We start from the raw sequence: 26,491 nt of genomic DNA, 5'->3' as shown, positions 1-26,491 counted from the left end.
ATTTTTTTACAGACCTATCCAGTTCTCAACAGTATAATTCAACTGTAAGTCCTTAGTAGCTTTAAATTTTCTATTTGGAATAGGTTGTCCTAATTTATCCACTTCAAATAGCCTAAAGCCTCTTGAAAACTTAAACCTGCATGCAAGGTCCCTTGGCACTTTAAAATTCCCTGCAAAACGATTTTTTTCTATTCTATCTAGTATCATGCCTACACTCATATAAATTCGTTCACCAACTGGTGTATTTTCAGGTACTTCGACTGTTACAGAAACATCTACAAATTCTGATAATGTTTCTATTACCTTATATTTTTTAGGTATTCCTTTTACACCTTGTGTCACAAAGGTAACTTCGGCTTCTCCTATTTTCTTGGGTATAATTGTTCCATCCCCCAAAACCTCTAGCACGTCTGGGTTATCAACTAAAAATACACCATCTAAAACACTCATTTCAAAACCACTATCGTACGTAACAATTGGATTAATTTTCACTTTCATTCCAGTTAATCCAACTACATCTCGACCATCTAATGTAACATTAACTATATTGCCAACATCTCCAAAGAAATATATTAATGGTAGATGCATACGTTCTCCCCAGTCTTTCTCAAAATGTGCACCATTTGGATCCTGATAAAAAATTAAATCATCTCTATATCTGTAACCATTTTCCAATAAAGTTTCTGCAATATCTCTCACATGTTTTACCAAGAAAAAACCTTCCGCACTACCTATATCCATCCATATTTTTAAGTCTTTTTTTCCTTCATACATTTCATATAATTTTAATTCCGAATGATCATCTTCAACTTTCACAAAGAATGGAGATAACATCCCAATTTTCCCAAACACTTCAGGATTGCGGAAACCAATATTATAAGTTGATAAACCACCTGCTGATGACCCTATAAGAGCTGTATTTTCAGCATTAGTCAATGTTCTAAAATTTTCATCAATGTAAGGTTTCACCTCATTGATTATAAATTTTTCATATAATAAACCTGAGCATTCTATATGTTTATCTGGTGAAATGAAATGACAAAACTCATTATTTTCTATGATTCTTTTATGTGCTATACCTACTATTATTATCTCCTGAATTTTACCTTCATAAATTAGCATATCAGTCGTCTTGTGGACATTCCATGATTCATCATTTTTTATTACTGGCTCAAACAAGCGCTGCCCAGCATGCATATATAATACAGGATACTTTTGGTACGAATTGCTTTCATAACCTGGCGGTAAATATATAAATAGTTTCCTACTATTCTCAAGTATTTCAGAATGAAAATTTTCAATCGTAATCACTTTAGAAGCTCGTTCCATAGTAACCTCCAATTTTCTATTTTTCACTTTCATTAATACAGTTCTTTTCTAGTTTTTTCTTTAAAATCGTACCCTTTATTAACTTTTAAGAGAATTTTTCAGTATAAGCTTTTGTTTTAGCTACCAGGATGAAATCCCCCGATTTTAAATACAATTGTAAAAAAAGTAGACCCATATAGTTAAGACTCCACCAAGATAGTTTTTTCTGCAGTTTGCCACTTTACAACCACTTCTCCAGTTCCAAAACTCGGGGTTTGATACTTATGATTCTCTCCGCCTTCAATCAATAGTGTGTTATTGATCTTTCTAATAAATTTAAATTCAAGCAAGGTATCAGCCGGAACACTTATATCAAAATAACCCGTAGGAAATTGATACATTATTTGATTAAAAAATGGCCCTACTGCCTTGCCAGGATTCATATTTCCTAATGAATATGTGTTCCCCATTATAAAAACTTCACTCTCTGGTATTTCATATCCATTTTCAATAACAAATCGAATACAAACTTGCTTTGTATTGAAGACCTCTACATGTTTATAGATATTACTCCTAGTTCCTGTATCTGTTACAACAGTAATTTCATATTTACCATCGTTCACTGCTGGAACTTTTACTTTTATACTAGTGTGTGACCATGAAATAACTTCCGCCTCTTTTTTCTCAAATAATACTGATCCTTTTTTAGAAGTAAAACCACATCCCTCAATACAAATTATTTGACCAACTGTTGTCATTTTATGTCCCACAGTTCCTATTAAAGGTATACTATTTACTCCTTTATGATGCCAAACATGTACTGACCCAGGTCCAAGCCATAATGACTCTATATTATTATTTTCAACTCTAATTGCTTCACCATCTAAAAGGCCATCTAATATGTCCTTATACTTTCTAGAAGGAAGAATTGTTTTAACATCTTTTATTTCATATCCTTCTGTTAAATTTCGATTCAACGCTATTAATACCACATCACTTCCAAAGTACCTTTCATATACATAAATATCATCAGTTATATATCTTTCTTTGGTATTTCCATATGGAAGTGCATAATTTAAACTACGAAGCGAAGATAAAGATTGTATTATCTTAAAGTTATCTGTATTCACATCAAAAGATTCCATTTGACCACGATTGTTCGGATCTCCATTTCCAACCATATACTGCTCTGTACCATAGTATACAGAAGGTATTCCCCTTGAAGTTAACAAGAATGCTAATGATTGTTCTATTCTACGTTTACTTTGTCCATTAGTGTGAAATCGGTCCATATCATGATTATCAATAAAAGTAACAAGATTATTTACATCATTATAAATTTGATATGTTTCTTCAATCATTTTGTGTAACCCATGCATGGAATCCATTCCATCTCGAAAAACTTCACGTACTTTATGAGCAAAACTAAAATCTAATAAACTCATACCACTATTATTTGCAAAATGAATATTTCTATGGTCATACTCATTCGGATTGATATACCATTCACCAAAAATAAATACTGGTCTATAACTATAGATTGAATTTAGCCAACTTTTTTGCCAGCCATATGACATGTGTTTTACTGCGTCAACTCGTATACCATCTATCCCTTGGTCTAGCCATAGTTTAATAGCTTCTTTAAAATACAAATCAATCGCTATATTTTGGTGATTTAGATCTGCAAGATCAAATAAATTACGATAAACTCCGTCTTCATATTCTTCAAAATCCGTCCCACCATTATGATGAAAATAATGATTGTAATCATTATCGTATCCACCAAGTAACAATCCATTATCATATAATCTACCATTTTCAGCATAGGTCGCATCATCATGTAATGCAGGCGAAGTGTGATTAGGTGCAAAATCCATAATAATTTTTATATCTTTTGCATGAGCGGTTGTTATTAAGGTTTGAAAGTCTTCAAATGTCCCAAAAAAAGGATTTGTTCTTTTAAAATCACGAGCCCAATATCCATGATATGAAGTACTTCCTACCAAATCATTTATTGGAGTAAAGATATTTTCTACCGGTTGAGATATCCATAATGACGTCACACCTAGTTCAGTAAAATAATTTGTATTTAATTTTTCAATAATCCCTATCCAATCTCCACCAAAGTATTTCTTTTTATTTTTCCTAGATTCATCATATAATCCCCCTTTGGGATTATATGATGGGCATCCATTATGGAATCTGTCCGTTACAATTTGATAGATTATATCTTTAGAAAAATTAACGTTGTTCCCATTCACCTTAAGTTTATCTTTTTCTTTCAAATGACAACCTCCATCCCATAGAAGCATTTACCAGCTATTTTCAAACGTTTAGCACTCTACCCTTAAGTACCATTTGAAAAATAGTTACAATATATTTCGCCTCCTAACTAGTAACTCATGTTTCGATTCCATTTTTCATACAAAATAATGTCTACAAGTAGGTTCTATATTTGTCCTATAAACTGTACCATTTGATTTATGTCGAAGTAAGGGAAAAAATGTCATTATATAGGGAGGATAAATATAGAAAATTCTTACATAGAATTATGCTTACAAAATATAGCCCCAATAAAATACATAGACAAAACATTTTTTATTTGGTAATATTCACCTGAAAATATTTGGTAAAACTTTATGCGGAGAGGAGTATTAAAAATAAATACTAGATTATTAATAAAAATACTATTTATACTACTAATACCAATCTTATATTCCAAAATAAACTATAAAATATAAATATAGCTTCCGATCTTACAAATATTAAAAATCTAGGGAAAAGCTGTAAAGAAATTTCAAAATAATCTGGAGAAATATTTTATTTGTAAAAATCTTATATAAAAATTAAAACAATATTGTACAGTTAAAATGTTCCTTCTTAAATGCTATTTAAAATTTTCTCTATAAATTAAAGATTTACTTCTACAAATTTAATAATGCCATTAGTGGATATTTTCTAGTAATTTAATTTCATAACAATTTAAATCTACTTACATTCTAAGATTTCTATGGTCAATTTATATTGCGTTTTATTTTTCAAACATGTATCTACTTAAATCCATTTCATACCTACCGTTTTTACCTCAAAATAACAATATCTTATATTAATATAGCTCTTTTACAATTAGATTCCATTTCATTAATCATCTAATTAACTTGATTACTACAGTTCACCACTATTAGTTTGCAAACAAATTTTTATAAATTAGATACTTAAATTTGTGAGGTGACAATACTATGCAACAACAGGTCGAATTAGATTCCGCTCTTGCTGTTTCTTCGAAAAAGACATTATGGAAAAATCGTACATTTACTTTTGTATTTACAGGTTATACCTTATCAATGTTCGGAAATTCATTTCACAGTATTGCTTTAAACCTTTGGGTACTACAAGCAACAGGAAGTGCCAAATTAATGTCTACAATTGCCATAACTCATATGGTCATGAGCATGTTGTTTTCTTCCATTGCAGGTACTGTTGCAGATAGGGTAGATCGCAGAAAACTAATGTGGATAACAGATATAATAAGAAGTCTTTTAATACTAAGTATCGCATTTTGTATTGCAATACCCGGTACCTCCTTTATTCTTATTATTATCTTAACCGCTCTTACTTCTTGCGCAGGATTATTTCAGTCTCCTGCATTCCATGCTTCCTTAGTTGATATTGTAGGAAAAGACAAAGTTCAACAAGCTACTGGAGTATTAAATGTAGCAGATAATGTATCTCGTATTTCGGGGCTAGCAATAGGAGGTGTTGTAGTTGCAGCATTTGGTGGTAGCATTGCTATCTCAGTTGACGCAGTTACTTTTATGTTATCCGCTATTTTAGTGTTATTAAGTGGAAAGTTTCCTAATTCTACAAAGAAAACAGGGATAAAAAATTCATTTCAGGAGGATCTTGTTGCAGGCTTCAAGTATATATGGCAGAACCCTTTTGCTAAATCTGTTATTATACTCTCGCCTACTTTAATCACATTTTTCACTGCTTCATTAATGCTTATTCAAGTAATGTCTGTAAAAGTGTGGAAAGCAAATCCGATTGAATTTGGGATAATTGAATCTAGCATTCCAATAGGTTATATGTTAGGCGCAGGCATTATTATCTTTTTTGATAAAAAGTTACATCGACGGGGTTGGTGGATAATCCTTAGTATGGTTTTACTAGCTCCAATCTTTGTAGGGCTATCTTTTGCTCCATCTGTTCTTTATGCAGTACCATTAATTCTCCTCTTAGGAATACTTTTTTCATTTTGTACATTGCTTGTCAATGTGATTATTAAAGTTGAGGTAGATCCTGAGTTACAGGGAAGGACTTTTGGAACACTTGGTTCTCTTACGAGTATTGCATCACCAGTTGCTTTAGCAATTTCCTCATTTTTCGCTGACATTTATGGTCCACCATTAATCTTATTAATAAATGGGGTCTTATTATTTATTTCAGGACTAATTGTACTGTTCTTTCTTAAATCAATTAGATCATATAAATGATTCTTTTTCGTTATAAAAAAACATTAAGTATCCAAACTTGAAAATGCCGAAATTGTTAAGGATATCAACTCTTTCGGCATTTTTCCTATATCACTTAAGGAGAGATTTTTATGCCAAAGAAAATACTTATACTCGGAACCTTTCTGATAGCGGCTAGCCTTTTAGGTTGCACAAATATAGAACACAAAGATACTCTCGACAAAATAGAAGTACCAGAAAAAGAACCAGTGGATGCAAAAGAAAAAGTTGCACTTAAACATATGACAGCAGAAGAATATTTAAAAAACTATAATAAAATTAAGAGTACTGTATCTACACAAGGTATTGAAATTCTTCCATTTAATCTTGAACTAGAAAAGAAATCCAATACATATAGGTTTTATTACCCTAAAAAAGTAGATAAATCAGATCAAGATATGAAATGGGTAAGTGTTATGTTAGGAGAAGGCGGAAAAGTAATTGATGGAATTATGTATACTGGCTATGCAGATATACCTACGATTAAAGCAATGATTCAAGCTACTAACATTACATGGACTAATGAATTAGATCAGTTAATTGGTTCAATAGGAAATGAAGATTTTTCAAAAACAATGGAAATTGAAAAAGTGAAACTATCTGTTAAAGGTAATTCGAAAAATATTAAAGTTATGATAGATTCAATGAAATTAGATCCACCTCAATCCCTTTAAAACAAATATAGTCCCAAATTCCTATTTAATTTCTTTAATTTTATACTATATAGAAATTTATTTAGCTTTTAATAATTAAGTCTAGCTATGAGACTATACAAAAAATCGTCAGCGCTTTTAAAAAGCAACTGACGATTTTTTTATTCTCTTACATTTTTATTTAAATTGGCATCAACAACATGACCCTGTCTATTTATTTAATTCTAACTTCCAAAACATTATTCTATAATTTCAAAAAGGTTATTGCCATTATTACCACCCGGTAATATAAATTTCACATGTTGATCTGCTGGAATAGTTATATAATGATATTGATCAGGTTTAGTTAATTTGGTTGTACTTTTCCAAGTTCCTGAAGTCCAGTACGTTACTTGTGAAAAAAATGCTAGTGGCGGGAATTTCTCTGGATCGGTTGACTTATCATTTTCTGAAATAATTTCAGGCTTAATTCTAATTTTCTTTCCTGCCGCATTTTTAAATTGAAAATCATAAACAATTCCATAGTTTCCTTCAAGCGTCGGGTTTGAATTTTCTAGATACCATATAGGTGCTTCGTATTCATTAATACCAACACGAGGTTGAGGATATGCTTTACTTGTCTTTGAACCTACATAAAAGGTACTTGTTGTTACATTATCAATAACAGCATACCTTTCATCGTAATTATAATTAGCAGTTGAAGTAGTTTTATTATAATTTTTAACCTGTGTTATTTTTATAGGATCAAAAATTTCTGATGGGCTAGAGAACTGTCCATCTGGTTTTTTCTTTGAAACAAATTGACGTAGGGTTAATTTTGCGTTCGGAATAAACTTAATTTTTCCATTAACTGCAAAAGTATCTTCTACATCTTTTTCTAATATAAATACATGTCCATCTGCTGGAATAGTAATAGCTTGATCATTGTTACTATTTCCATATTGAACTATAGTACTAGATGTAATGCCCATTATATCCCATGAACCATCAGAACTAACCGGATATGCTGCATTTACAGCACTATTTTTAATTCTTATAGTTTGCGGTTGACGACCTTCATTGTGTATAGCATATCCAAATTTCAATTGACCTCCAGTATAATTTCGATTAAAAAATTCAGCACTATACTCTTGATTTGCTTCTAATATTCTTTCATTTGTGTAGTAAGCATACTTACCAGCTCCAAAGCTTGATCCCATATTTGGATTATCGTATACACTTTCTGGTGCATTTGTATATATGTACTTTGCCCCGCCTTGTTTATACTTTATTTGTGTAATCATAGAAGCCTCTACTCCTCCTGAACCAGTTACCCCTAAAAACAAAAGTGACGATAGTAAAACTGAAGAAAAAACTTTTCTGTTCAAAAACACAGCTCCCTTCCATTTATTACAACTAAATCTAGCATACGCCTTACATACAATAAATGTAAATGGGATGTATAGCTGTTGTTATTGAGAAATACTGATCCATCAAACATACTCTTAATAATTATATATATAGTAACAACGAATTCTTAAAAAGTGATCTGTCTCCTTTGTAAAGGACATTAAAAAAGCTAGGCAACATCAAAAAAATATTTCTGTATTTAACAGTTTCATCTTTTTTGAATTCCATTGGCATCTATAATAATTATGTATGTTATATATTTCTTAATCTCTTGTTTTAATTAAATAACAGATTCGCTATGCGAACTGAACAAACAATCTCTTATTTTTCCATGATTCTATAAATGTGCTTTAAATTTTAGACAACTTGAAACTGATCTGCCAATGTCATCTTTATTTGATGAGCCCCTTTCTATTTCTAAATCATAGTATTTTTAATATAGTTTCTTTCATGATTTCGTTTCGATTTCTCTTTTGTTTCCGTTGTTCTTGAAATGAAATTGAAAATTAATTATAGTATCCCAAATGGTATACACAAGCTATTTCACACAAATGATTGACCATATTCTTTAAATTATATTTAACCATTAATTTTTGAATTACCAATAATATTTTTCTGGGTTATTACATTAAATTTAATATTATGATATATTTATATTCGGAATGATTATATCTTACATTTAAAGGGAGAATTTTAATGGATAACCTACTATTGAAAAAGGACTTAACAACGGATCAAATGGTTCTTGTTACTTCAGAGTTTGAGAAAAAGAAAAAATCAAAAGGACTTGCTTACCTAATTTGGTTTTTTCTAGGCGGACTTGGTGGTCACCGCTACTACGCACGTGACTTTGGTATGGCAATTGCCATGACACTGACTCTTGGCGGACTTGGTTTCTGGGCTTTAATCGATGTTTTCTTTATTGGAAGCCGAATTGGTAAGAAAAATGAAATGTTAGAACGTGAAATTATTATGAAAGTTAAAAAGATGACTGCTTCAAAACGTTTATCTTCATAAAAAACCTCCTTTGGGAGGTTTTTTATATAAACATTTCAATTTTTGTTTTCACTAAATACTTTTTCCAATAACAAGTTTCCTCCCCCATAACGTGTAGCCATCAATACATCATACACGTTTCTAATTCTTGTTTCTCACTACGTGTAATCATATTCAATCTTACGTAACTCATCCTTACTTCTCTTTTTATGTATTTTTATGTTTTAAGAAAATAACTCTACCAACTAGTAACAAAAATGCTCCCATTGTACCTTTTAGTTGTTATTCTTTAAATTGTAGTGACCAATCCGGACTGATCCCTCCATATTTCTAATCCCCCTTGAGTATTTTTTCCTAAAGAGGATTTTTATGTCCAAAGAAGAACATTTTACATTGAAAGCGGTTTAAAGCGGTTTTTGGGATAGGTTCAGTGTCTGAATATTAGTCGTGGTTAAAAATGCTAGTTCGCCACAAGGGCATCCTATGAGATTAAATTGATGAATAAAAAACTTTTTTGAATTGCGCACTATATTCTAAATATAATCTCACTTATGAACGAGCAATCAATCGAGGATGACATTTCAGTAAAAATCCTCTCTTAATGTTATAAAAGAAGCAATAGAAATTAGTAGCCTTTTGTGTCTGCACACTAAACTATTGGAGGGATTAAAATGTTAAACAAAAGTGCCGTCCTCTACACTGAGGAAAATGGTATTGCAAGAATTACATTAAACAGACCGGAATCACTAAATGCGTTAAACCGAGATGTTCTTGAGCAACTTTCCTCCGCCTTGGACAGGGTTAAAACTAATTCAAGTGTAAAAGCATTGATAATTATCGGTGCCGGAGAAAAGGCATTTTCCGCAGGTGCTGACATTCAGTTTCTCAATAAAGCCACTCCACTAGAAGTACGGGATTTAGCTCAGTTGGCTGTTACGGTTACTCACAAAATCGAGTCATTAGGAAAAGTGGTTGTTGCTGCCATCAATGGATTTGCACTAGGAGGTGGACTAGAGTTAGCTGAATCCTGTACGATTCGTATTTGTGCTAATCATGCTAGATTAGGACATCCTGAAGTCCGTATTGGAGCTATTGCCGGATTTGGAGGAACTACGAGATTGCCCAGACTTATAGGTAAGGGGCGTGCTACAGAACTGTTGCTCACTGGAACCGCGATAAGCGCAGACGAAGCTTATAGAATAGGACTGGTTAATAGGACTGTTGAGCCTGATAAATTATTATCAGAGGCAGAAGCGCTTATCCAAGAAATTCTATTTCAGGCTCCTATCGCAGTAAAAATGACTTGGGAAGCAATTCATCGGGGAGGTAATTTAACTTTAGAAGAGTCGGCACGTCTTGGAGCAGATTATTTCGGTTTGATAGCGTCCACAGAGGATTTCAGAGAAGGTACTAAATCATTTTTAGAAAAGACCAAACCATTATTTAAAGAAAGATAGTTAATCAAACCAATCATTTTGGGAATTAATATAAAGTTTGATAAAAACGATGAAATAATTTGGGTTGAACTCTTTATATGTAAAAAAATGAATTTTATTTGCAAAATCATGTATTTGCATGAGGTAAAATAGCTTATTTTTATCAATCTTTTTTATAGTTTATTAATAGGGCTATCATCACATCGCTATCAAGATAATACAACAAAATCCCCCCTAAAACGAAAAAATACGCTATTCTTTCTGTATAATCATAGGAAAGGATGGCGTTTTTGTATGTCTATTTCTGTTTCCGATGAATTACAACTATTTGCTCAAGAGATTCAAAGCTGTTTATCTCCAAATATCTTACGAGATCTTGTGTACAACGAACTAGTAAGTATCAAGCGAAGGAGTTAGTCGCTTTATGTGTATGGATGAGTTAAAATGTGCGTGCTCCCCCTTTGTAACCTTAAAACTCATTCCAGCAATTCCTTACAATCTATATTTATAATGCAAACCCTAATTACAGACAAAGGGAGAAGAATGTTTATTATTCTCCTCCCTCTGTCTATTAACAATACTTAATTATAACTCTGTAACCTTTTTTATTCATCCCATATTATTCTACGAATAGTTTAAGATATAAGTACTTCTTATTTGATATTTAGTGCTGATTCACTGAAAACATATATTCTTTGTATGTTTTTCGTGTGGATAGAATAAGCCCCATCATTAGCATGTTCGAAAATAAAGAGCTTCCGCCATATGATAAAAATGGAAGTGCAATACCTTTGACAGGCATTAATCCCACAATCATACCGATATTTTGAAAAAATTGTAGCATTAGAACGCCTACAATTCCTGCACATAGTAAGGTGCCGAATAAATTATCTGCGGAATTACCAATTATAAGTATTCGGGAAAGCATTAAGAAGAATATACATATTATAAAAGTGGCAACTATAAAACCGCCTTCTTCGGCAATTGTGGCAAAAATGAAATCAGTATGTTTTTCTGGAATATAAACATTTCCAGAACTGAAGCCTTTTCCTTCTATCCCTCCACTACCTACAGCTAAAAGTGCTTGTTGAGTTTGATATCCCTGATCTGTATACTGAAATGGATCTAACCAGCCTAAAATTCGCGATTGTTGGTGGGGCTTTAATAAAGTAACTAACTTATTGAAGAAAATATCTGGATATTTTTCGTATATAAATATTAAAGCAGACAATACAGTCATCGGAATCCCTGCAAATAGTACGATTAACTTTTTTTGAATTCCTGACATAAATATAATACATGCAATGGCTGCTATATATAGGAACACCATTCCCGTATCGGGTTGACTATATACAAGTAACGCAGGTGGAATAGTTATCAAAAATATTTTACCAATCAAAAATAAATCAGTTTTAAATGTCCGTGCCATATACTGTGCATTATGTTTTACGACTAAACTTGCGACCAGAAGAAGTAAGGCAAGCTTAAAAAATTCAGCTGGTTGAATAGCACCAATAATTGGAAATCTAAACCATCTTTTTGCCCCTAATATTTCAGGTGTAAAACTTGACACTGGTAATACCTTTAAAATGATAATTGAGATGAACCCCACAATATAAATCGGCCAGGCTAATTTTTGTAATTGATCTAAATCGATATTGGCAACCATTAACAATAGAACAAAACCTATGGCGTAATTTACCATTTGTTTCATAGCAAAATTTTGGTTACCGTATTGCCCGGTTTGCTGACTACTGTATATTGCAACAATACTGGTGACACATAATATGAATAAAATGAATATTAGTTTCTTATCTAATTTTTTTAAAAAAACTATTTTTCCCACCATTACCCCCCCTAGACATTGTTGTATTTACTTTTTATAGGAACTATCCTGTTTTTTATGTGTACATTAACATTTATTAATATAATTTTACAATAATAAGGATAGATTGAACATTCTCAAAATTATCCATACTGATTAAACTATTTTTAGAATACGGGTCACTATGACCTGATTTAATAGATCTCTCACATAAATCTTAAAGTTCTTACATTAAAAATTTTCCGAATTATATTTTGGATTTTTTCGGAGAAGTTCTTCAATAAGTTTTGCTTTTTCATTTACCTTTGTTGCATATGTGAAATCACCATAACAATATGGATACCTAAAATTATTTTTATTTCCACCACAAGTGTACATCTCTGGATTTTGATCAACTTTCATCTTAGAAAAATTTTTGGCCGAATCTTCCGAGTGTTGTTTAACTTCTTGACTCGCAATAAAATCAATATACCCTGGTCCCATATTATAGCTTTGAATAATTGTATCCATGCTAACACCTTTTTCCGTTCCATATTTGTACATTTGAGCAAAGTGTTTTACCCCTTGTTTAATGCTCAGGCTTGTCTCTTGAATTTCATTTGGCTTTAATCCAAGTGATTCAGAAGACTGCATAGGGTCGTTTCCCTCACCTCTACTCTCTTGGTACATAATTCCTAATAAAACTGCTGTTTTCTCTCCTAAATTATATTTTTCTAATTCTTTTTTCAAGGTGAGCTCATATTGCAATAAACGTTTTTCGGCAGCAATCACTTGTTTTTTTTGAATATTGGTTTTATGCTTATCATAAAATATTCCAAGCATGGTTCCTAAACCCAATATACCAATATAGAATAATATAATAAACCGTGTTTTAATCGTATCCTTCATATATTCCTCCTCGTATTAAAAATCCGTACCTTTTCGGACTCAAAATTATTTCTTTTTAGTGCAAAGTTTAATATAGTAATTTAAAGAAAAACAACCGCCTGAATTGGAGGATTTTTCAAAGCGGGGAATTCTTTGAATCGTTTCCGTACCCCTACAAATGTCACACTTTTTTTTTGAACTTTGCTGTTCTTTGTTTTGCCCAATTGATACATTTCTTTTCAATTAAATGATAAGAAAATATAGAACAAAGTATTGTCATTGTAATACATAAAATAAGAAGAAAAAGGGTGGGTATCTTTGCATACAAAAGTTTAAAGAGTACCATCGTGATTGGAAAATGACATAAATAGATACTATATGAAATTTGCCCTAAATATACAAATACACCCTTATTTAAAATATCTTTTACCTTTAGGTTATTCATTGCCATAATGATTATTATACTAACACCAATTACGACACCCCAATCTTTTAATAAGAAAGTAGTATCATTACTAGAAAGCCCGTAAATCATAATGGAATATAGATATAGAAAGATCCCTAATACGATAAGAAGTTTTCTGTTTAAGTTTTTCATACTTTTATATAATTGAGTAAGTTCTTCCTGATGTTTAAAAAGTAGCATTCCAACCATAAACATAGATGTGAAATGCAGTGTATCGGCATAACCATTATAAAACCCCTCAGCTTTCCCAATATGCAACATATTAAGGAAAATACCAATTAAAGAAAAGCTCATAGCAAACAGTATCGTTTTCTTCCAACTCTGTTTATAAAACAGAAGGAATAACAAGGGAAACACGATAGATATACGCATTTCTTGAGCTAATGACCAGATAACCGGATTATAATTATCCGTAAAAAAGTTATTAAGAAGTACAAAGTGATTCATAAGATCTAATTTTGTTATTGGCCCTTGCCATTTATCATAGAACCAATCTCGTAGTCCCGTAACTTCATATGGTGAAAATAAAATAAATAAAGCAAAGGTGATGAATATCCAGAAATAATAAGGGATATAGATTCGTACAAATCGCTTAATTAAATATCCCCAATAATTTGTTTTTGAATGATAGAGTGCCATAGATAGCACAAAACCACTGAGTACATAAAAAACGATTACAGCTTCCCCACCAGCCCATAAAAACCTAAGCGGGGAAAATTTAATAGAATTAGGCAACGATGGTAGCATTAAACAAAAGTGTCCAAATATCACTGTGATAGCCGCTAGTCCTCGTATTGAATCTAATTCGTTTATTCTCTTACTCATAAAGTGTTCTCCTTGTCAATTGTAGATTTTCCCTTTTAATAAAGGTCATTTAACCCCTGGATACTACAAAAAAAGTTGTGTATCTTTTAAAGAGATTTTTCATATTCATGTATGAATTATAGAAAGAAAAAATAAAGTTTATCTAAAGTTTTTTTTAACATTTATCTAAAGTTTTTTAAGATGGTATTCATATTTTATTTTACCGCACAAACATATTTATGTATTTTAAATGCTAAAGTCTGTGTTTGTTCACAGCGTTTTTGTTGTAACAATAAAGAATAATATGTCGTAAAAACAAAACTGCCTTTGTATTTAAGCCCTCAAGGCTGAGTAAGGTACCAGTGGCTGCATGAAGTTTACTACATAATTGTACTAAGGGAGCATTTGCTACTCGTTGACTGATCCAAATACAAATCGTAGCTAAGTCTAAGCCAGAAAACTTATGTTTTCGCTTTATAAATCCGATTTCTCTTGCAAGTTCTGCTAAAAATGCGGGTGCAATATATCGCTTTATTTTTTCAGAAAATAGTTGTAATTCATCTTGAATCGAAAGATTCATAAAAAAACGTCATCCTTTCTATTTAGCTTTTTAGAAAGAATAACGTTTTTTTACAATTGGGGGTATTTCAAAACCCTAGCTTGATAGCGATGTGGCTGAACCCCTAAACGTACAATTTTCTTTTTTCGTTCGTGTCGGGTCTTATAGCATTTAGGTAATCAGCTATTTGTTAATCGTCAGGCAGATATTTTTAGCTAAAAAACCTATAATTGAAATATAATACAGATTACCAATCGTTTTATACGTATCTCAGTTGAACTTCAGAATCACATATTATTTTAACTACTGCTATTCTTCTCTAATTACATCTATAACGTTATCCTTTTTAATTTTCCGAAGCGGAATTAGTACCGATACATAACTAATCAACAGTGCAGTTATAAATGTGATAAAGCTAGATTGATAAGGAATAATCCATTCAAACGACACCGTATTTGACAGTGCTACATAAAGAATATACGACAGCATACAGCCGAAAAAGATCCCTTGTATGCTTCCAAAGAAACCGTACAGAAGTCCTTCATATATAACCATCTTTTTCAAATCTTTTTGCGACATACCAATCGATTTTAAAGCAGCTAATTCTTTTCTTCTCATAATGATGCTGACTGTGATGGTATTTAAAATATTTACACAACCAATTAGTGTAATAACAGCTATAAATCCGTACCCTAATATTTTTATATAAAGTATATTGTCTGTATGGAAATTACTTTGAACAATATTATTTTTTACATCTATAGATGCATCTCCACTCAGTTTCTTTTGTATATCTAAAATTGTAGCATCAGCCTGAGATTGATTCTCTAAATCAATTTCAAAACCTGTTAATTTTTGTGGAGATGGTGTAATATGTTCGGCTATTTGTTCACTAGTAATAAAAGTTATGGTATCCATCACTCTACTCATATTAAAAATATCTAATTCTACAATTGCAGCTATTTTTAAAGTTTCTAGTTTGTCTTCATTGTAAGAGATTTCCTCTGTAGGTTTTCTTTCCTGTCGACTTGTTATTTGGATTTCATCCCCTACCTGAAAAGTACTTAGAGAACCTATATATTTTTTACTTGTATTCATATCATTTGATGCAGCTTGCTTTACTAAAATAACCTCTTTTTCACGATTTAATTTTGAAATATCAATTCTTCCACTAGTTACATTTTCAGCTAGTTTCTTTAAACTATTCTCATCGTATGCTTTTATTTGTGTTTCCATAATTTCTACAGTCTGATTATTGTATTTTACTTTATGATACAGCGATTCATTTCCTTGTAATTCTTTAATTTGTTTATTTTTTGGTACTTTCGTATAAAAATCATTTGCCTGATATTGCTTGTACAGATTCTCTACGTTATTAACTTTATAAATATTTCGACTCATACGATCTATGCTAGGCTTGTCTAAATTTGAATTAACCGTAACTGATATATCCGATTTTAGAGCTTGAATTTCCGGTTGTTTACGCTGAATGACAGTATCTATGAGAAACGTAAACGTGATATACAGTACACTACTTATAATAATAGACAAAATTGTAACTGTATATCTATTGGGATTTCTTTGGATATTTTTCAATGCCATACTTAACGGAAAAGATAGTGGTTTCTTTAGTTTTGTTCTCTTCTTTTTCTTTATTTTTTCTTTTTTTATAGCCAATCGGCTACTTACGGCCAGTAGCGGTGAAATTCTACCTGCAAAAAAAGCGGGAAAATAGCTTGAAATATAAACAGTTATCAATGTAATTAACGAACTTACACATATAATTAACCAATCTAATTTAATTGTGTATCCCATAGAGTTTTTAAGTACGTTTATCAGTACTTGATTAAGTAAAAAGACTACTAATATACTACACAAAATCCCAAAAAAGATAGCAATAATAGAAAGAAATGTTGCTTCTCTTATCACAATTTTTCTGATTTGTTTTTTTGTAGCTCCTATACTCCTCAATAGCCCAAACTGTTTCATTCGCTCTACTATACTAATTTGAAATGCATTGTAAATAATAACAATTGTAGAAATCACAACAATCCCAATACTAATAGCGGCTGCCACCATTATCTCCACACTAGGCTTTAAGGCTCTCTTTAATTCGTCATTCACTCTTATATTTTCTTTATTCGTCAATAATTTAAATTGGTTTTCAACTTCATCAAAGTTTGCGTACTTATGCAATTCAATCAATACGCTACCTTCACCAACTTTGAAATTATTTTTATATGTAAATAATTGACCAGTTTTATTTTCCTGAGTACTACTAGACTTATTTAGCAAACCAACAAGTTTATATTTTTTTTCATGAATAGTAAACATACCACCTAATTTAAGATTGGGACCGAAGTAAGGCAGCATCCATTTATCCAAAACAGCCTCGCTTTCATTTGAAGGCAGCTTACCTTCTACAGGAATACTAGACTGTAACAGCTTCAATGCTTGATGATCTGCATACATATAAGAGACAGCTATATCATCAACATGGAGCACCTCTCCTGGAGTTATGATGCCATAAGAAGATATATTCGGATTACTTTTTATCATATTGAAAAGCTTTTGATTATAATTTTCAACTGAAATATTTGCAGAACCCATAGAACCTTTTTTAGCATTTTCAATTCCCGAAGTGTATCCACTATTAAAAAAAAGTCCAATCGTTGTTATTAGCGCCAATGCTAGAATAATACCTGTTAATGTTAGCAGAGTACGTTTTATATTACTTCTGAGATATTTTTGACTTAACTGTTTGTAACTATGAATCAATACTCCTCCCCTCCACATTTCTCTTGATTTTGCACTAACTTTTTATCTGAAATAATCATGCCATCTGTAATGGTTATAATTCGATCAGAGTTTGATGCGATAGCAGGGTCATGAGTAATTAAAATCACCGTCTGATTATATTTTTTAGCCGTTACTTTTAATAAATTCAGAACTTCTTTTGTATTTTTTGTATCTAGATTTCCGGTTGGTTCATCCGCTAAGATAATATCGGGTTTATTTATAAGGGATCTACCAATAGATACCCTTTGTTGTTGACCACCCGATAATTCAGAAGGCAAATGATCTCGTCTTTCATTTAACCCTAGAATTCTTATAATTTCATCCAAGTAATGATCATCTACCTGTTCTTCGTCCAATAGAGCTGGCAAAGCAATATTTTCTTGTACATTCAAGACAGGAATTAAATTGAAAAACTGAAATATAAATCCAACTTTTCTTCGGCGAAAAATAGAGAGTTCATTATCTTTATAATTGTAGATATTTTCATCACCTATAAACACATTTCCCGAACTCGGACGATCCAGCCCTCCTAAAATATGCAATAAGGTACTTTTACCAGAACCTGATGCTCCAACTATGGTTACGAATTCTCCTCTATGAATGGAAAGATTAATTCCTTTTAACGCCTGTACTTGCGTTTCTCCCTCTCCATATGTTTTTACTACATTTTCTAATCTAACAACCTCCATACAACTCATCCTTTTCACAGATTAATTTTGAATCTCTACAAAATAGATTTTATCCTTATCGTGCTCACCATTCTCGTCTTTCACTGCATACACTTTTGAAACGTAGTCGACCACCTTTTTTACTTTGTTTTTATTTTTATAATCAAAATTTTCTTTTGCAAACTGAATTAACGAAAGGCTTACTTCTTTTTCTTTTAATTGTTTATATGTTTCCTCATTAACAATTACTATCGGTGATGAAAAATAGCCAATCCAATTATTTTGTTCAATATGTTGAACAGGTATCATTTGTCCATTTAAATTTAAATTTCCATCCTTAACTTCCCCATCTTCCGCATTTTTTCTATAAAATATGTTTTTTTCATTCGCTAATTCTTTTATTTCTTTTACCGAGGCTGAAGTCATTGAACTATCTTCTTTAGATAAGGGTGTTCTTATAATTCCTTTTTTTAAGAATTTTTCAGCTGTAGATTTTGTAATAACCGCATATTGTTTCTTTCTAACAGATGGTTTATTAAGTTCCTTGTCTATCTCTTCTTCAGTCATATTTCCTCCTTTTTCTTTCCATTCTTTCTTAATTTCTTCTTTCTGTTCGGTAGTGAATTCTTGTTTTATTATTTCTGTGACCAATTTATAACTATAATCTGCTGTTCTTACGTTTTGATCTTTATACAGATTTTTGACAGCTGATATATTTTCTTTCGTTCCAGATACCATGATACCGTTTACTGGTTGTGAGGGACCATTTATATACCGATTTACAGCAAACCCTATACCTATAAAAATTGCTGTTACTACTAGAAATCCTATTACCTTTTTCATTTTCTTCCTCCTCATATACTATGTTTAATCTGGGATTAGAACAGTAGGTTTTTTCTTTATATAAACAGTGGCTAAAATGCTACAAGTCTTAATAAAGAATGATTACCTTCAGTATAGACGTCTTTAATTGTTAATTGAATAACTCTTGTCTTACTATATATACTTTAATCTTACAATTTAGTAAGATTACTAAATCTAACTTTTTATATACTCGTAACTCTGATTAAGATATACTTTAAAATTAAACGGCTTTTATACACTTATTTAAGTACACACATACTTTTCAAATTCTCAAAAATCCGCTCCCATTCGGCTCTTATTCTCAATGATCTGTTTTTTAAAATTCATTTACATAATTAATGTGAATTCAAATTTCATTTAACATTTTTGTATAAAATAACTTAAACAAAACTTTACTGATTGTATAAAAACGTACAAATTCAACAAGACACTATTACAAGGTTTTTCAAAATATAAGCAAGTACATGTATGAATTACATAAATATTCTGCTTTAAGTAATTGTTGTATCTCATTATGTACTGAAAAGCTTTAAGTCGATTTGGGTATTATGCTTATACTCAGAAAAGCCTCTAAAAATCCATTTCCATACCAAACTATTTTAAATTAGCCAATCAACGTGTAAAATAACTGTCATAATCTAAAATACTGCCATAATCAAAGACAAATGAGGAGAGATACTGTGGATAAAGTATTATTCGTTGAAGACGATAACGATCTAGGAATGGCTATTGAGTTTACTCTAAAAGGAGAAGGACTTGAGGTCATAAGAGTTTCTACTGTACAAGATGCAAAAGACCAATACGAAAATAATAAATTTGACTTAGCTATATTGGATGTTGGACTCCCAGATGGAAATGGGTATGATTTATGTACCTATCTTAAAAGAAAAGGTGATATACCTATTATTTTTCTCACAGCACTGGATGAAGAGGCAAATGTAGTAATGGGCCTTGATATTGGTGGAGATGATTATATAACAAAACCCTTCAGGGTAAAAGAGCTATTATCTAGAGTAAAAGTACAATTAAGAAAAAAAATTAAAACAGCTTCTAATACTATATTGAAGTCTGAAAATATACAGCTTGAAGTTGAAGCGGCCAGAGCCTTTAAGCATGAGAAAAGTATAAATTTAACACATTTAGAATACAAACTCTTATTAACGTTAATGCTAAATCCTCATAAAGTGTTACAAAGAAATGAGATATTGAAAAAAATAGCAGATGAAGGTGAAGTGTTTTTCGATGAAAATACTCTTTCTGTTTATGTAAAAAGATTGAGAAGTAAAATTGAGGATAATCCACAAAATCCTGACTGTATAATCACACAAAGAGGTGTCGGATATTTCTGGAATAAAGACGTCAGTAAGGAGTAATTTAATGATAAATAGAGAAATAAAAATTAATATACTTACATTAGCATTAATCTCTTTTTTATTTATTATATATCAAGTTATCACAGTTCATATTCTATATGACCATTTAAAAAATGATTATATTACTATTTGGAGTGAAATTACTGGAAAACTAATTGAACAAAACCCAGAAAATGAATACGAAATAATACAAGCACTTACAAATGATACAGCCAATAAAAAAGATTATTCCAGTGATGGAGAAATGCTATTAAAACAATATGGTCTATCTGCCGAATTGGATTCAAGACTTTTTCCTTATTTAAATAAACATATATCCCAAAACAATATATACATGTTCCTTGGAGCAATAGGGTTCAGCTTAATCCTAATTTTTCTAAATTACTTACAATATAAATCTTTTTTCTTAAAAATTAGAAATGTAACAGCTGCAGCGAATAAAATTATTGAAGGTGATTACACCATTGATATTAAGGAAAATAGAGAAGGTGATCTAGCTAAACTTGCTAATTCTTTTCATAAACTGAAACATGTTATTAGAAAAAGTATGCATAATTTAATGGAAGAAAAACAATTTTTAATTCAAACTTTACAAGATATTTCTCATCAACTAAAAACACCCCTCTCAACACTAACAGTGAACAATGATATCTTATTACAAGGTAAATTAAATGAACAACAATATCATTTTTTACACAATAATGATGTTCAAATTTCAAGAATCAACTTTTTAATACATAATTTATTAAAAGTTTCAAAAATAGATGCTAGAGCAATACTATTTGAAAAAGAAAACTCTGATATTATTGATACAATTTATGAGGTCATTGCTAGTTTGAACAGTAAATTAAATAAAAAAAATATGAACATACATTTAAAAACCAATGAAAAAATATCACTTTTTCATGACAGTATTTGGATGCAAGAAGCTTTATTAAATATTTTAAAGAATTCCATTGAACATTCAAATGATAATAGTTCTATTTATTTTGAAGTCACAGACTCTCCTATTCATACTGAAATAATAATTCAAGATTTTGGTGAAGGTATTGCATCAGAAGATTTGCCATATATATTCGATAGATTTTACAAAACAAAAAATTCTAATAAAGAAGGCTCCATTGGAATTGGCTTAGCACTAGCGAAATCAATTATCGAAGCTCACCATGGATTTATTAAAGTAGAAAGTCAAAAACACTCATTCACAAAATTCACAATAACTTTTATGAAGTATTAATAGTTCATAAAAGTTATTGTAAAACCCTAACCCTTGAGTATAATTTTTAAAAATCAATCATCTGTAAAAAAGAAATTCGATTAATTTTTCATAAATGACTGTAGAGAAATAACTTTTTCGTTTTAGGGGTAATTAAAAATCTTAAAAACTAATATTATCTATAGCCTTTGTTACATTATCTTTATTACCATAATATTTTTCAATTTTTTCTACACTTAATATATTTCGCATTAATAATTCTCCTTTTTCATTATAAAAATTCTTTAACTCCCCTTCATTTTATATAATTTCATTACTAGTATCGGTGGAATTACATTTCATTAACATTACATTTTTGTTATATTGAGTGATAACTATACATGTAAGTTATCAGAAATCGCAGTGGTATACATAAGGTTTATTCGATGCCTTACCAAATGGACAGATAAGTTTTGGTGCAAAAATGATAAAACTTAAGTAATTAGTGGAAATAAACAAACTAGTTACGGCGGAACAACGGCTCAATTTAAAAGATATGGATTTATATTCATTTCACAAAAAGATTTTGAAAACAGAAAAGGATTTGACCTTTAAGGCCAAATCCTTTTTATTATTTCGCAGCAAGTTTTTCTTTCACTTTTGTAGGAAGCTCATCCTGCTTCACTTCTTCCCAATTGGATTTATTTTTAAATACGGTACATGAAATTACCAATAATAAAAAAATCCTTCAAATAGGGCCATATTACATTTTCTCATTCTGTGAGATTAATCTAATGATACATTGAACCATCCCCACTTTCACTTCGTTTAGAAGTGAGGGATTCCTAATCAATTAGAGTTCGATAGAACTTTAATTGATTAGGCTAACCCCACAGTCCTTGCGGCTAGAAGCCTTATCGCTTCATTCTTTAGATTGATACTTGCGTTAATATCCCTATTATGGTGTGTACGACAAGAAAGACAGTCCCATTCACGTAGGTTTTCTTTATTTTGACATCCACAACAAGAACATAATTGGCTGGAAGCAAATGTTTTCGATACGACAATGACTTGTTTGCCATACCATTTTGCTTTGTATTCTAACATGGATCGAAATTGCGACCAAGATACCTCACTAATTGCTTTTGCTAACTTATGATTCTTTAACATATTCGATACTTGCAAATCCTCTATACCAATAACATCGTGGTTTTTGATGATTTCAGTTGAAATTTTGTCCAAGTAATCTTTTCTAGTATTTGATATGTATTCATAAATTCTAGCTACCTTTACTCGTTGTTTATTCCAGCGAAAAGATCCTTTCATTCTTCTAGAAAGCACACGCTGTGCTTTTGCCAACTTATCTTCTAATGATCGGAAAAACTTCGGATTTTCATAGTGTGTTCCATCTGACAAAATAGCGAAATCTTTTAGTCCTACATCTATTCCAATGTAAGAATGTGTTTTCGGAAGTTCTTGTATTTCTGTTTCAACTAATAGTGACAAAAAATATCTACCAGAAGGGTTCCGTCTAACTGTAGCATTTACAATACGTCCCTCTACTTCACGACTTTTGGCAAATCGAACAAGGCCTAGTTTCGGCAACTTTATTTTGTTCCCTACAACGGCAATGTTTTCATTGGTTTGTTTTGTGGTATAAGATTGTAAGTTGTTCTTCTTAGATTTAAAGCGCGGTGCACTGTTTTGTTTTTTGAAAAAGCGCGTATAAGCATCCGCAAGGTTGCGAACAGACGAATGAATCGCAATACTATCCACTTCTTTTAGCCAAACAAGCTCTTTCTTCATGGCAGGTAGTTTGGCAGAGCATGTACCATAAGGTCAAGCCTTTTCCTGTCTCTTTGTATGCGTGGAAATGATTGAATACAAAGCGAGAACACCCAATCGTTTTGTTGATTAGAATTGCTTGTGTTTGATTTGGATAGATACGAAACTTATAGGCTTTATTCATCATTATTTAATTCACCTCCATTTCGGTATATGACCATTACACACCAAACGTATATTCGATAAATAGTAAAGTAATACTTTTTATATGTCGAACAATTAAGATAGCTTCCTGCCATCCCTTGTTCGAAGCCAATTCATCTCCCACCTACTCACTGGGCTGTGACCCTTCACGTTCCTTGAGGAAGGAGTCTTCTTGGCTAAAATGAAAAAATAAACTTAAAAAGAGAATTAAAATTCTAAATTTAACCTTTAGAATCATTTATTTTCTAAAAAAACAATTCCACATCTTTATCAACTCATTTTAGAATATTTAAACAATAATTTTATATACATTCCCTGCATAAATTATTCATTTTCTTTTATATAAGACCTACTTTTTTCTTCTGATAAATTATTAAATATTGGATTATTATACATAACCCCAAAAACATGCGGTATTTTGTAGAATTTTGTCTATCAATATGTATGTACACCCTTTTGTAGTGGATATAGACTGTGAGGTGTAAGGAGATACCTTACAAAATAATAAAAAGGAGATTATAGAATGAGTAGATTAACAAAATTCTCAAAGTTAGCATTTGCAACTTTAATTGCGGGAAGTAGTTTAAGCACCCTTGTTTCGTCACACAGTGTACAAGCTGACACCTTAGATCCTAATTACCAAGACATTGTAAAATTCATACCACCTTCTAGTGCTAGGCCAACATTGGAACAAAAAAACACTATTGTTCCCGAATCAAAAGTTATTAAAAACCATTTTGTAAAATACTCTAAAGCACATTTCCAAACTAAAGAAAGTATACCAAAAGAGATTTATTATTCTTCAGAAGGCTTTAAGGGCTATATACAAGCAAGTATCGTTTGGGATATGGGAGATCATTTCGCAACACTATATTCCGGAACTGTTATTCGATGTTAGACTTTTAATCCCTTCTCTTCTAATGCTTATAATGATCGATAGCTCACTGCTAATACTGTAATATCTATTATTCATAAAATAAACCACAAAATCTTTCGATTTCATGGTTTATCAAATATAAAGATAATGCTAAACGAATACTCTAACATTACCTTCCCCAAAGTTAATTATATAGTATTTTAAAAAGAATTCCACCTACTAACACCTTTTTGTTGCGCCTATTCGTTTATTTCAATATGATACTTTTCCATCTCGTATATGCAATAGACAATGATAGCTAAACTCCAACTGACACTATAATAATTATGTGTGTAGAAGTCATAGCCCGCTTTAATACCTTTCTCTATTACAACTAATGTAAATCCTAAAGCCACCCATCTGTTAATTTTCATCTTTATAAACGTTAAAGAGATAATTATTAAAAATAAAATATTTATAAGATGATTTATCATTAGCTCATATTTTTGAATGTATACTGCCATCATACAAGCAACGATATTAGTCGCAATGCCAAAGGCAATCATTGCTCCCCAAACCCTGCCCGAAAGTCCCACTCCTGAGTCAGTCCCTTCCTAAACAAAATTCCTTTTCCTTAATTCGTTCCTACACCCTATTCAAGATATGCTAAATTATCCTTGTCTGATGAATATCTATTTATCTTTTCATATAGAGCAAACAAAATTTCTACTCATAATTTTTTCTTTATTAGACAAACTATGTCTAAGCCGTTTGAACTAGCGGCTTCACTCTTCTGGTAATGGGATAGCACAATTTATTGAATTGACTAACTCATTCAACCCACTGGCACCGGCAGGCAACAAAATAGTTGTCTGCCATTTTCATGTATACTTTTTCTAATTTCATTTCAAACCAAGTGTGTGCTGTACTGATTTCAAAAGGACAGCATTTCATTTTTTAAAATGTAAAAAAGATAAGGTCCTGTCTACTTTTGGTATAGGACTTTCTCTTTTCACACATACTATTTTTGAACCTGTTTACCAATACGTGTCCTAATGGTGTCTTGAATTCCTCCTAAAAAGGGCTGCAGATACGACTGCATGCCCTTTTTGTTTACGTTGCTGCTCTATATTTCATAAAATAATTAAAAACTAAAAATGTAATATTACATATTTTTTCTGTTCAGATTATGTTAGGATTTACTTCGTAGTCGAATTATGGTTTCGTATCTAATTCAGCAATATGTGAACTGTTTACTTAAAGAAAAGACACCCAAAAGGTGTCTTTTCTTCTTTTAATCTAAAAAACATTTTTTCTTTTCAGTAAGATCCAAAAACCTCATAATTAAAGGCAATTTAATCATGGTACTCAAGAGTTTTCATCCATTTCAATATATCTATAGCTTAATTTAAAATCACATTTCCAGCACTATATTTGCTTTCCTACAGATTTTCTGTCTTGTTCTTAATTCTGTCAAAATCCTCATGTAGCTATACAAAGAATATATGCTAATATGATTTTAAGAAACTATGCGTTCCCTTAACCCTGTATCCGGCCCTGTATTTTTGCAGGGCCTTTGTTTGTGCAATTTATTTATATTCTGCTTATAATAATTAATCATATCGACTTTCTTTTTAAATTATTTAAATGTCTATTATATTTCCTATGGATTTTTTTACTTGTGTTGTAATATACAAACTCCAAGTTAGTCTTATATGACCAACTTGGAATTATTATTGGATATCTAAATATATACTGCTCTAAACAAACATTAACACTATATACATAGTGTTAATGTTCTTAATTGAATATTAGTAATAGTAAGTATAAACATTATCAATTTACTATATCTTACATTTATGTAAAAATAGATTTATGTTAAGCTTTTTCTAAATCTTTCCCCTAATAAAGATTTGAAAGTAGCATTTCATGA

At 31.1% G+C, this 26,491-nt stretch carries 17 protein-coding genes and 5 pseudogenes; 8 read left to right on the top strand and 14 right to left on the bottom strand.

Translation table 11 applies throughout. From position 1 onward, the window contains the following. Positions 1 to 6: 6 nt before the first annotated feature. Together MR107_RS05815 and MR107_RS05810 are read right to left on the bottom strand one after the other, a co-directional pair. A complete protein-coding gene (locus MR107_RS05815; RefSeq protein ID WP_086389163.1) occupies positions 7 to 1,329 on the bottom strand; it encodes an alpha/beta hydrolase in 1,323 nt (440 codons plus the stop codon). Between the two features lie 179 nt (positions 1,330 to 1,508). Then, entirely contained in the window at positions 1,509 to 3,593 is a 2,085-nt protein-coding gene (locus MR107_RS05810; RefSeq protein WP_242292140.1) for an alpha-amylase family glycosyl hydrolase, read from the bottom strand. A 954-nt stretch (positions 3,594 to 4,547) separates the two neighbouring features. Between MR107_RS05810 and MR107_RS05805 the strand changes: the two genes are divergently transcribed. After that, on the top strand, positions 4,548 to 5,801 hold the full coding sequence (locus tag MR107_RS05805; protein WP_242292139.1) for an MFS transporter: 1,254 nt from the start codon (positions 4,548 to 4,550) through the stop codon (positions 5,799 to 5,801). 110 nt (positions 5,802 to 5,911) lie between these two features. Next, positions 5,912 to 6,493, top strand: a complete 582-nt coding sequence (locus tag MR107_RS05800; protein WP_242292138.1) for a hypothetical protein — start codon at positions 5,912 to 5,914, stop codon at positions 6,491 to 6,493. A 218-nt stretch (positions 6,494 to 6,711) separates the two neighbouring features. On the opposite strand, the gene MR107_RS05795 is transcribed toward MR107_RS05800, so the two are convergent. Then, complete coding sequence (locus MR107_RS05795; RefSeq protein ID WP_242292137.1) at positions 6,712 to 7,845, bottom strand: copper amine oxidase; 1,134 nt, start codon at positions 7,843 to 7,845, stop codon at positions 6,712 to 6,714. A gap of 340 nt (positions 7,846 to 8,185) precedes the next feature. Further along, positions 8,186 to 8,445, bottom strand: a pseudogene (locus MR107_RS05790) (IS3 family transposase); the annotation flags it as partial. A gap of 112 nt (positions 8,446 to 8,557) precedes the next feature. Here MR107_RS05790 and MR107_RS05785 point away from each other — a divergent pair. From MR107_RS05785 to MR107_RS05775, 3 genes and pseudogenes are all read left to right on the top strand, one after another. After that, positions 8,558 to 8,878, top strand: coding sequence for a TM2 domain-containing protein (locus tag MR107_RS05785; protein ID WP_000369371.1), 321 nt, complete (start codon positions 8,558 to 8,560; stop codon positions 8,876 to 8,878). A 650-nt stretch (positions 8,879 to 9,528) separates the two neighbouring features. Then, the gene (locus MR107_RS05780; RefSeq protein WP_242292136.1) at positions 9,529 to 10,314 is read left to right on the top strand and encodes an enoyl-CoA hydratase/isomerase family protein; all 786 of its coding nucleotides are present in this window, start codon (positions 9,529 to 9,531) and stop codon (positions 10,312 to 10,314) included. Positions 10,315 to 10,587: 273 nt separating this feature from the next. Further along, a pseudogene (locus tag MR107_RS05775) lies at positions 10,588 to 10,733 on the top strand (IS4 family transposase); the annotation flags it as partial. A 224-nt stretch (positions 10,734 to 10,957) separates the two neighbouring features. On the opposite strand, the gene MR107_RS05770 reads toward MR107_RS05775, so the two are convergent. The 7 genes and pseudogenes from MR107_RS05770 to MR107_RS05740 form a co-directional block, all read right to left on the bottom strand. After that, positions 10,958 to 12,142 carry an FtsW/RodA/SpoVE family cell cycle protein gene (locus MR107_RS05770; protein ID WP_242292135.1) on the bottom strand — a complete coding sequence of 395 codons (1,185 nt, stop codon included), beginning with the start codon at positions 12,140 to 12,142 and terminating at the stop codon, positions 10,958 to 10,960. 207 nt (positions 12,143 to 12,349) lie between these two features. After that, positions 12,350 to 13,006, bottom strand: coding sequence for a lysozyme family protein (locus tag MR107_RS05765; protein WP_242292134.1), 657 nt, complete (start codon positions 13,004 to 13,006; stop codon positions 12,350 to 12,352). Positions 13,007 to 13,166: 160 nt separating this feature from the next. Then, positions 13,167 to 14,276 (bottom strand): acyltransferase family protein, encoded by a 1,110-nt coding sequence (locus MR107_RS05760; RefSeq protein ID WP_242292133.1) that lies wholly within the window; start codon positions 14,274 to 14,276, stop codon positions 13,167 to 13,169. Between the two features lie 242 nt (positions 14,277 to 14,518). Further along, a pseudogene (locus tag MR107_RS05755) lies at positions 14,519 to 14,835 on the bottom strand (IS4 family transposase); the annotation flags it as partial. Positions 14,836 to 15,123: 288 nt separating this feature from the next. Continuing rightward, complete coding sequence (locus tag MR107_RS05750; RefSeq protein ID WP_242292132.1) at positions 15,124 to 17,592, bottom strand: ABC transporter permease; 2,469 nt, start codon at positions 17,590 to 17,592, stop codon at positions 15,124 to 15,126. Further along, positions 17,589 to 18,302, bottom strand: a complete 714-nt coding sequence (locus MR107_RS05745) for an ABC transporter ATP-binding protein (RefSeq protein ID WP_087965828.1) — start codon at positions 18,300 to 18,302, stop codon at positions 17,589 to 17,591. The genes MR107_RS05750 and MR107_RS05745 overlap by 4 nt, the downstream gene beginning before the upstream one ends. A gap of 21 nt (positions 18,303 to 18,323) precedes the next feature. Beyond that, positions 18,324 to 19,124 carry a lipoprotein BA_5634 family protein gene (locus MR107_RS05740; RefSeq protein WP_242292131.1) on the bottom strand — a complete coding sequence of 267 codons (801 nt, stop codon included), beginning with the start codon at positions 19,122 to 19,124 and terminating at the stop codon, positions 18,324 to 18,326. Positions 19,125 to 19,825: 701 nt separating this feature from the next. On the opposite strand from MR107_RS05740, the gene MR107_RS05735 reads away from it, so the two are divergent. Then, positions 19,826 to 20,518, top strand: coding sequence for a response regulator transcription factor (locus MR107_RS05735; RefSeq protein WP_000362055.1), 693 nt, complete (start codon positions 19,826 to 19,828; stop codon positions 20,516 to 20,518). 4 nt (positions 20,519 to 20,522) lie between these two features. Then, entirely contained in the window at positions 20,523 to 21,755 is a 1,233-nt protein-coding gene (locus MR107_RS05730) for a sensor histidine kinase (RefSeq protein ID WP_242292130.1), read from the top strand. Between the two features lie 144 nt (positions 21,756 to 21,899). Here the strand turns inward: MR107_RS05730 and MR107_RS05725 are convergent. Next, positions 21,900 to 21,986 (bottom strand): annotated as a pseudogene (locus MR107_RS05725) (ABC transporter ATP-binding protein); the annotation flags it as partial. 606 nt (positions 21,987 to 22,592) lie between these two features. Next, positions 22,593 to 23,685: pseudogene (gene tnpB, locus MR107_RS05720) on the bottom strand (IS200/IS605 family element RNA-guided endonuclease TnpB). 540 nt (positions 23,686 to 24,225) lie between these two features. On the opposite strand from tnpB, the gene MR107_RS05715 reads away from it, so the two are divergent. After that, the gene (locus MR107_RS05715; RefSeq protein WP_098395968.1) at positions 24,226 to 24,600 is read left to right on the top strand and encodes a hypothetical protein; all 375 of its coding nucleotides are present in this window, start codon (positions 24,226 to 24,228) and stop codon (positions 24,598 to 24,600) included. A gap of 218 nt (positions 24,601 to 24,818) precedes the next feature. Here the strand turns inward: MR107_RS05715 and MR107_RS05710 are convergent, their stop codons facing one another. Continuing rightward, a complete protein-coding gene (locus tag MR107_RS05710) occupies positions 24,819 to 25,154 on the bottom strand; it encodes a hypothetical protein (RefSeq protein ID WP_242292129.1) in 336 nt (111 codons plus the stop codon). Positions 25,155 to 26,491 lie beyond the last annotated feature (1,337 nt).

Source organism: Bacillus cereus group sp. BfR-BA-01441 (assembly GCF_022663075.1).
Taxonomy (GTDB): Bacteria; Bacillota; Bacilli; order Bacillales; family Bacillaceae_G; genus Bacillus_A; species Bacillus_A cereus.
The sequence above is the reverse complement of the archived record's forward strand: the minus strand, read 5'-3'. Positions and strand labels throughout refer to the sequence as shown.

Excerpts from the sequence above, each read along its gene's own strand:
- MR107_RS05815 (WP_086389163.1), bottom strand. The coding sequence starts at position 1,329 with ATGGAACGAGCTTCTAAAGTGATTACGATTGAAAATTTTCATTCTGAA.
- MR107_RS05805 (WP_242292139.1), top strand. The coding sequence starts at position 4,548 with ATGCAACAACAGGTCGAATTAGATTCCGCTCTTGCTGTTTCTTCGAAA.
- MR107_RS05800 (WP_242292138.1), top strand. The coding sequence starts at position 5,912 with ATGCCAAAGAAAATACTTATACTCGGAACCTTTCTGATAGCGGCTAGC.
- MR107_RS05785 (WP_000369371.1), top strand. The coding sequence starts at position 8,558 with ATGGATAACCTACTATTGAAAAAGGACTTAACAACGGATCAAATGGTT.
- MR107_RS05780 (WP_242292136.1), top strand. The coding sequence starts at position 9,529 with ATGTTAAACAAAAGTGCCGTCCTCTACACTGAGGAAAATGGTATTGCA.
- MR107_RS05770 (WP_242292135.1), bottom strand. The coding sequence starts at position 12,142 with ATGGTGGGAAAAATAGTTTTTTTAAAAAAATTAGATAAGAAACTAATA.
- MR107_RS05765 (WP_242292134.1), bottom strand. The coding sequence starts at position 13,006 with ATGAAGGATACGATTAAAACACGGTTTATTATATTATTCTATATTGGT.
- MR107_RS05760 (WP_242292133.1), bottom strand. The coding sequence starts at position 14,276 with ATGAGTAAGAGAATAAACGAATTAGATTCAATACGAGGACTAGCGGCT.
- MR107_RS05745 (WP_087965828.1), bottom strand. The coding sequence starts at position 18,302 with ATGGAGGTTGTTAGATTAGAAAATGTAGTAAAAACATATGGAGAGGGA.
- MR107_RS05740 (WP_242292131.1), bottom strand. The coding sequence starts at position 19,124 with ATGAAAAAGGTAATAGGATTTCTAGTAGTAACAGCAATTTTTATAGGT.
- MR107_RS05730 (WP_242292130.1), top strand. The coding sequence starts at position 20,523 with ATGATAAATAGAGAAATAAAAATTAATATACTTACATTAGCATTAATC.
- MR107_RS05715 (WP_098395968.1), top strand. The coding sequence starts at position 24,226 with ATGAGTAGATTAACAAAATTCTCAAAGTTAGCATTTGCAACTTTAATT.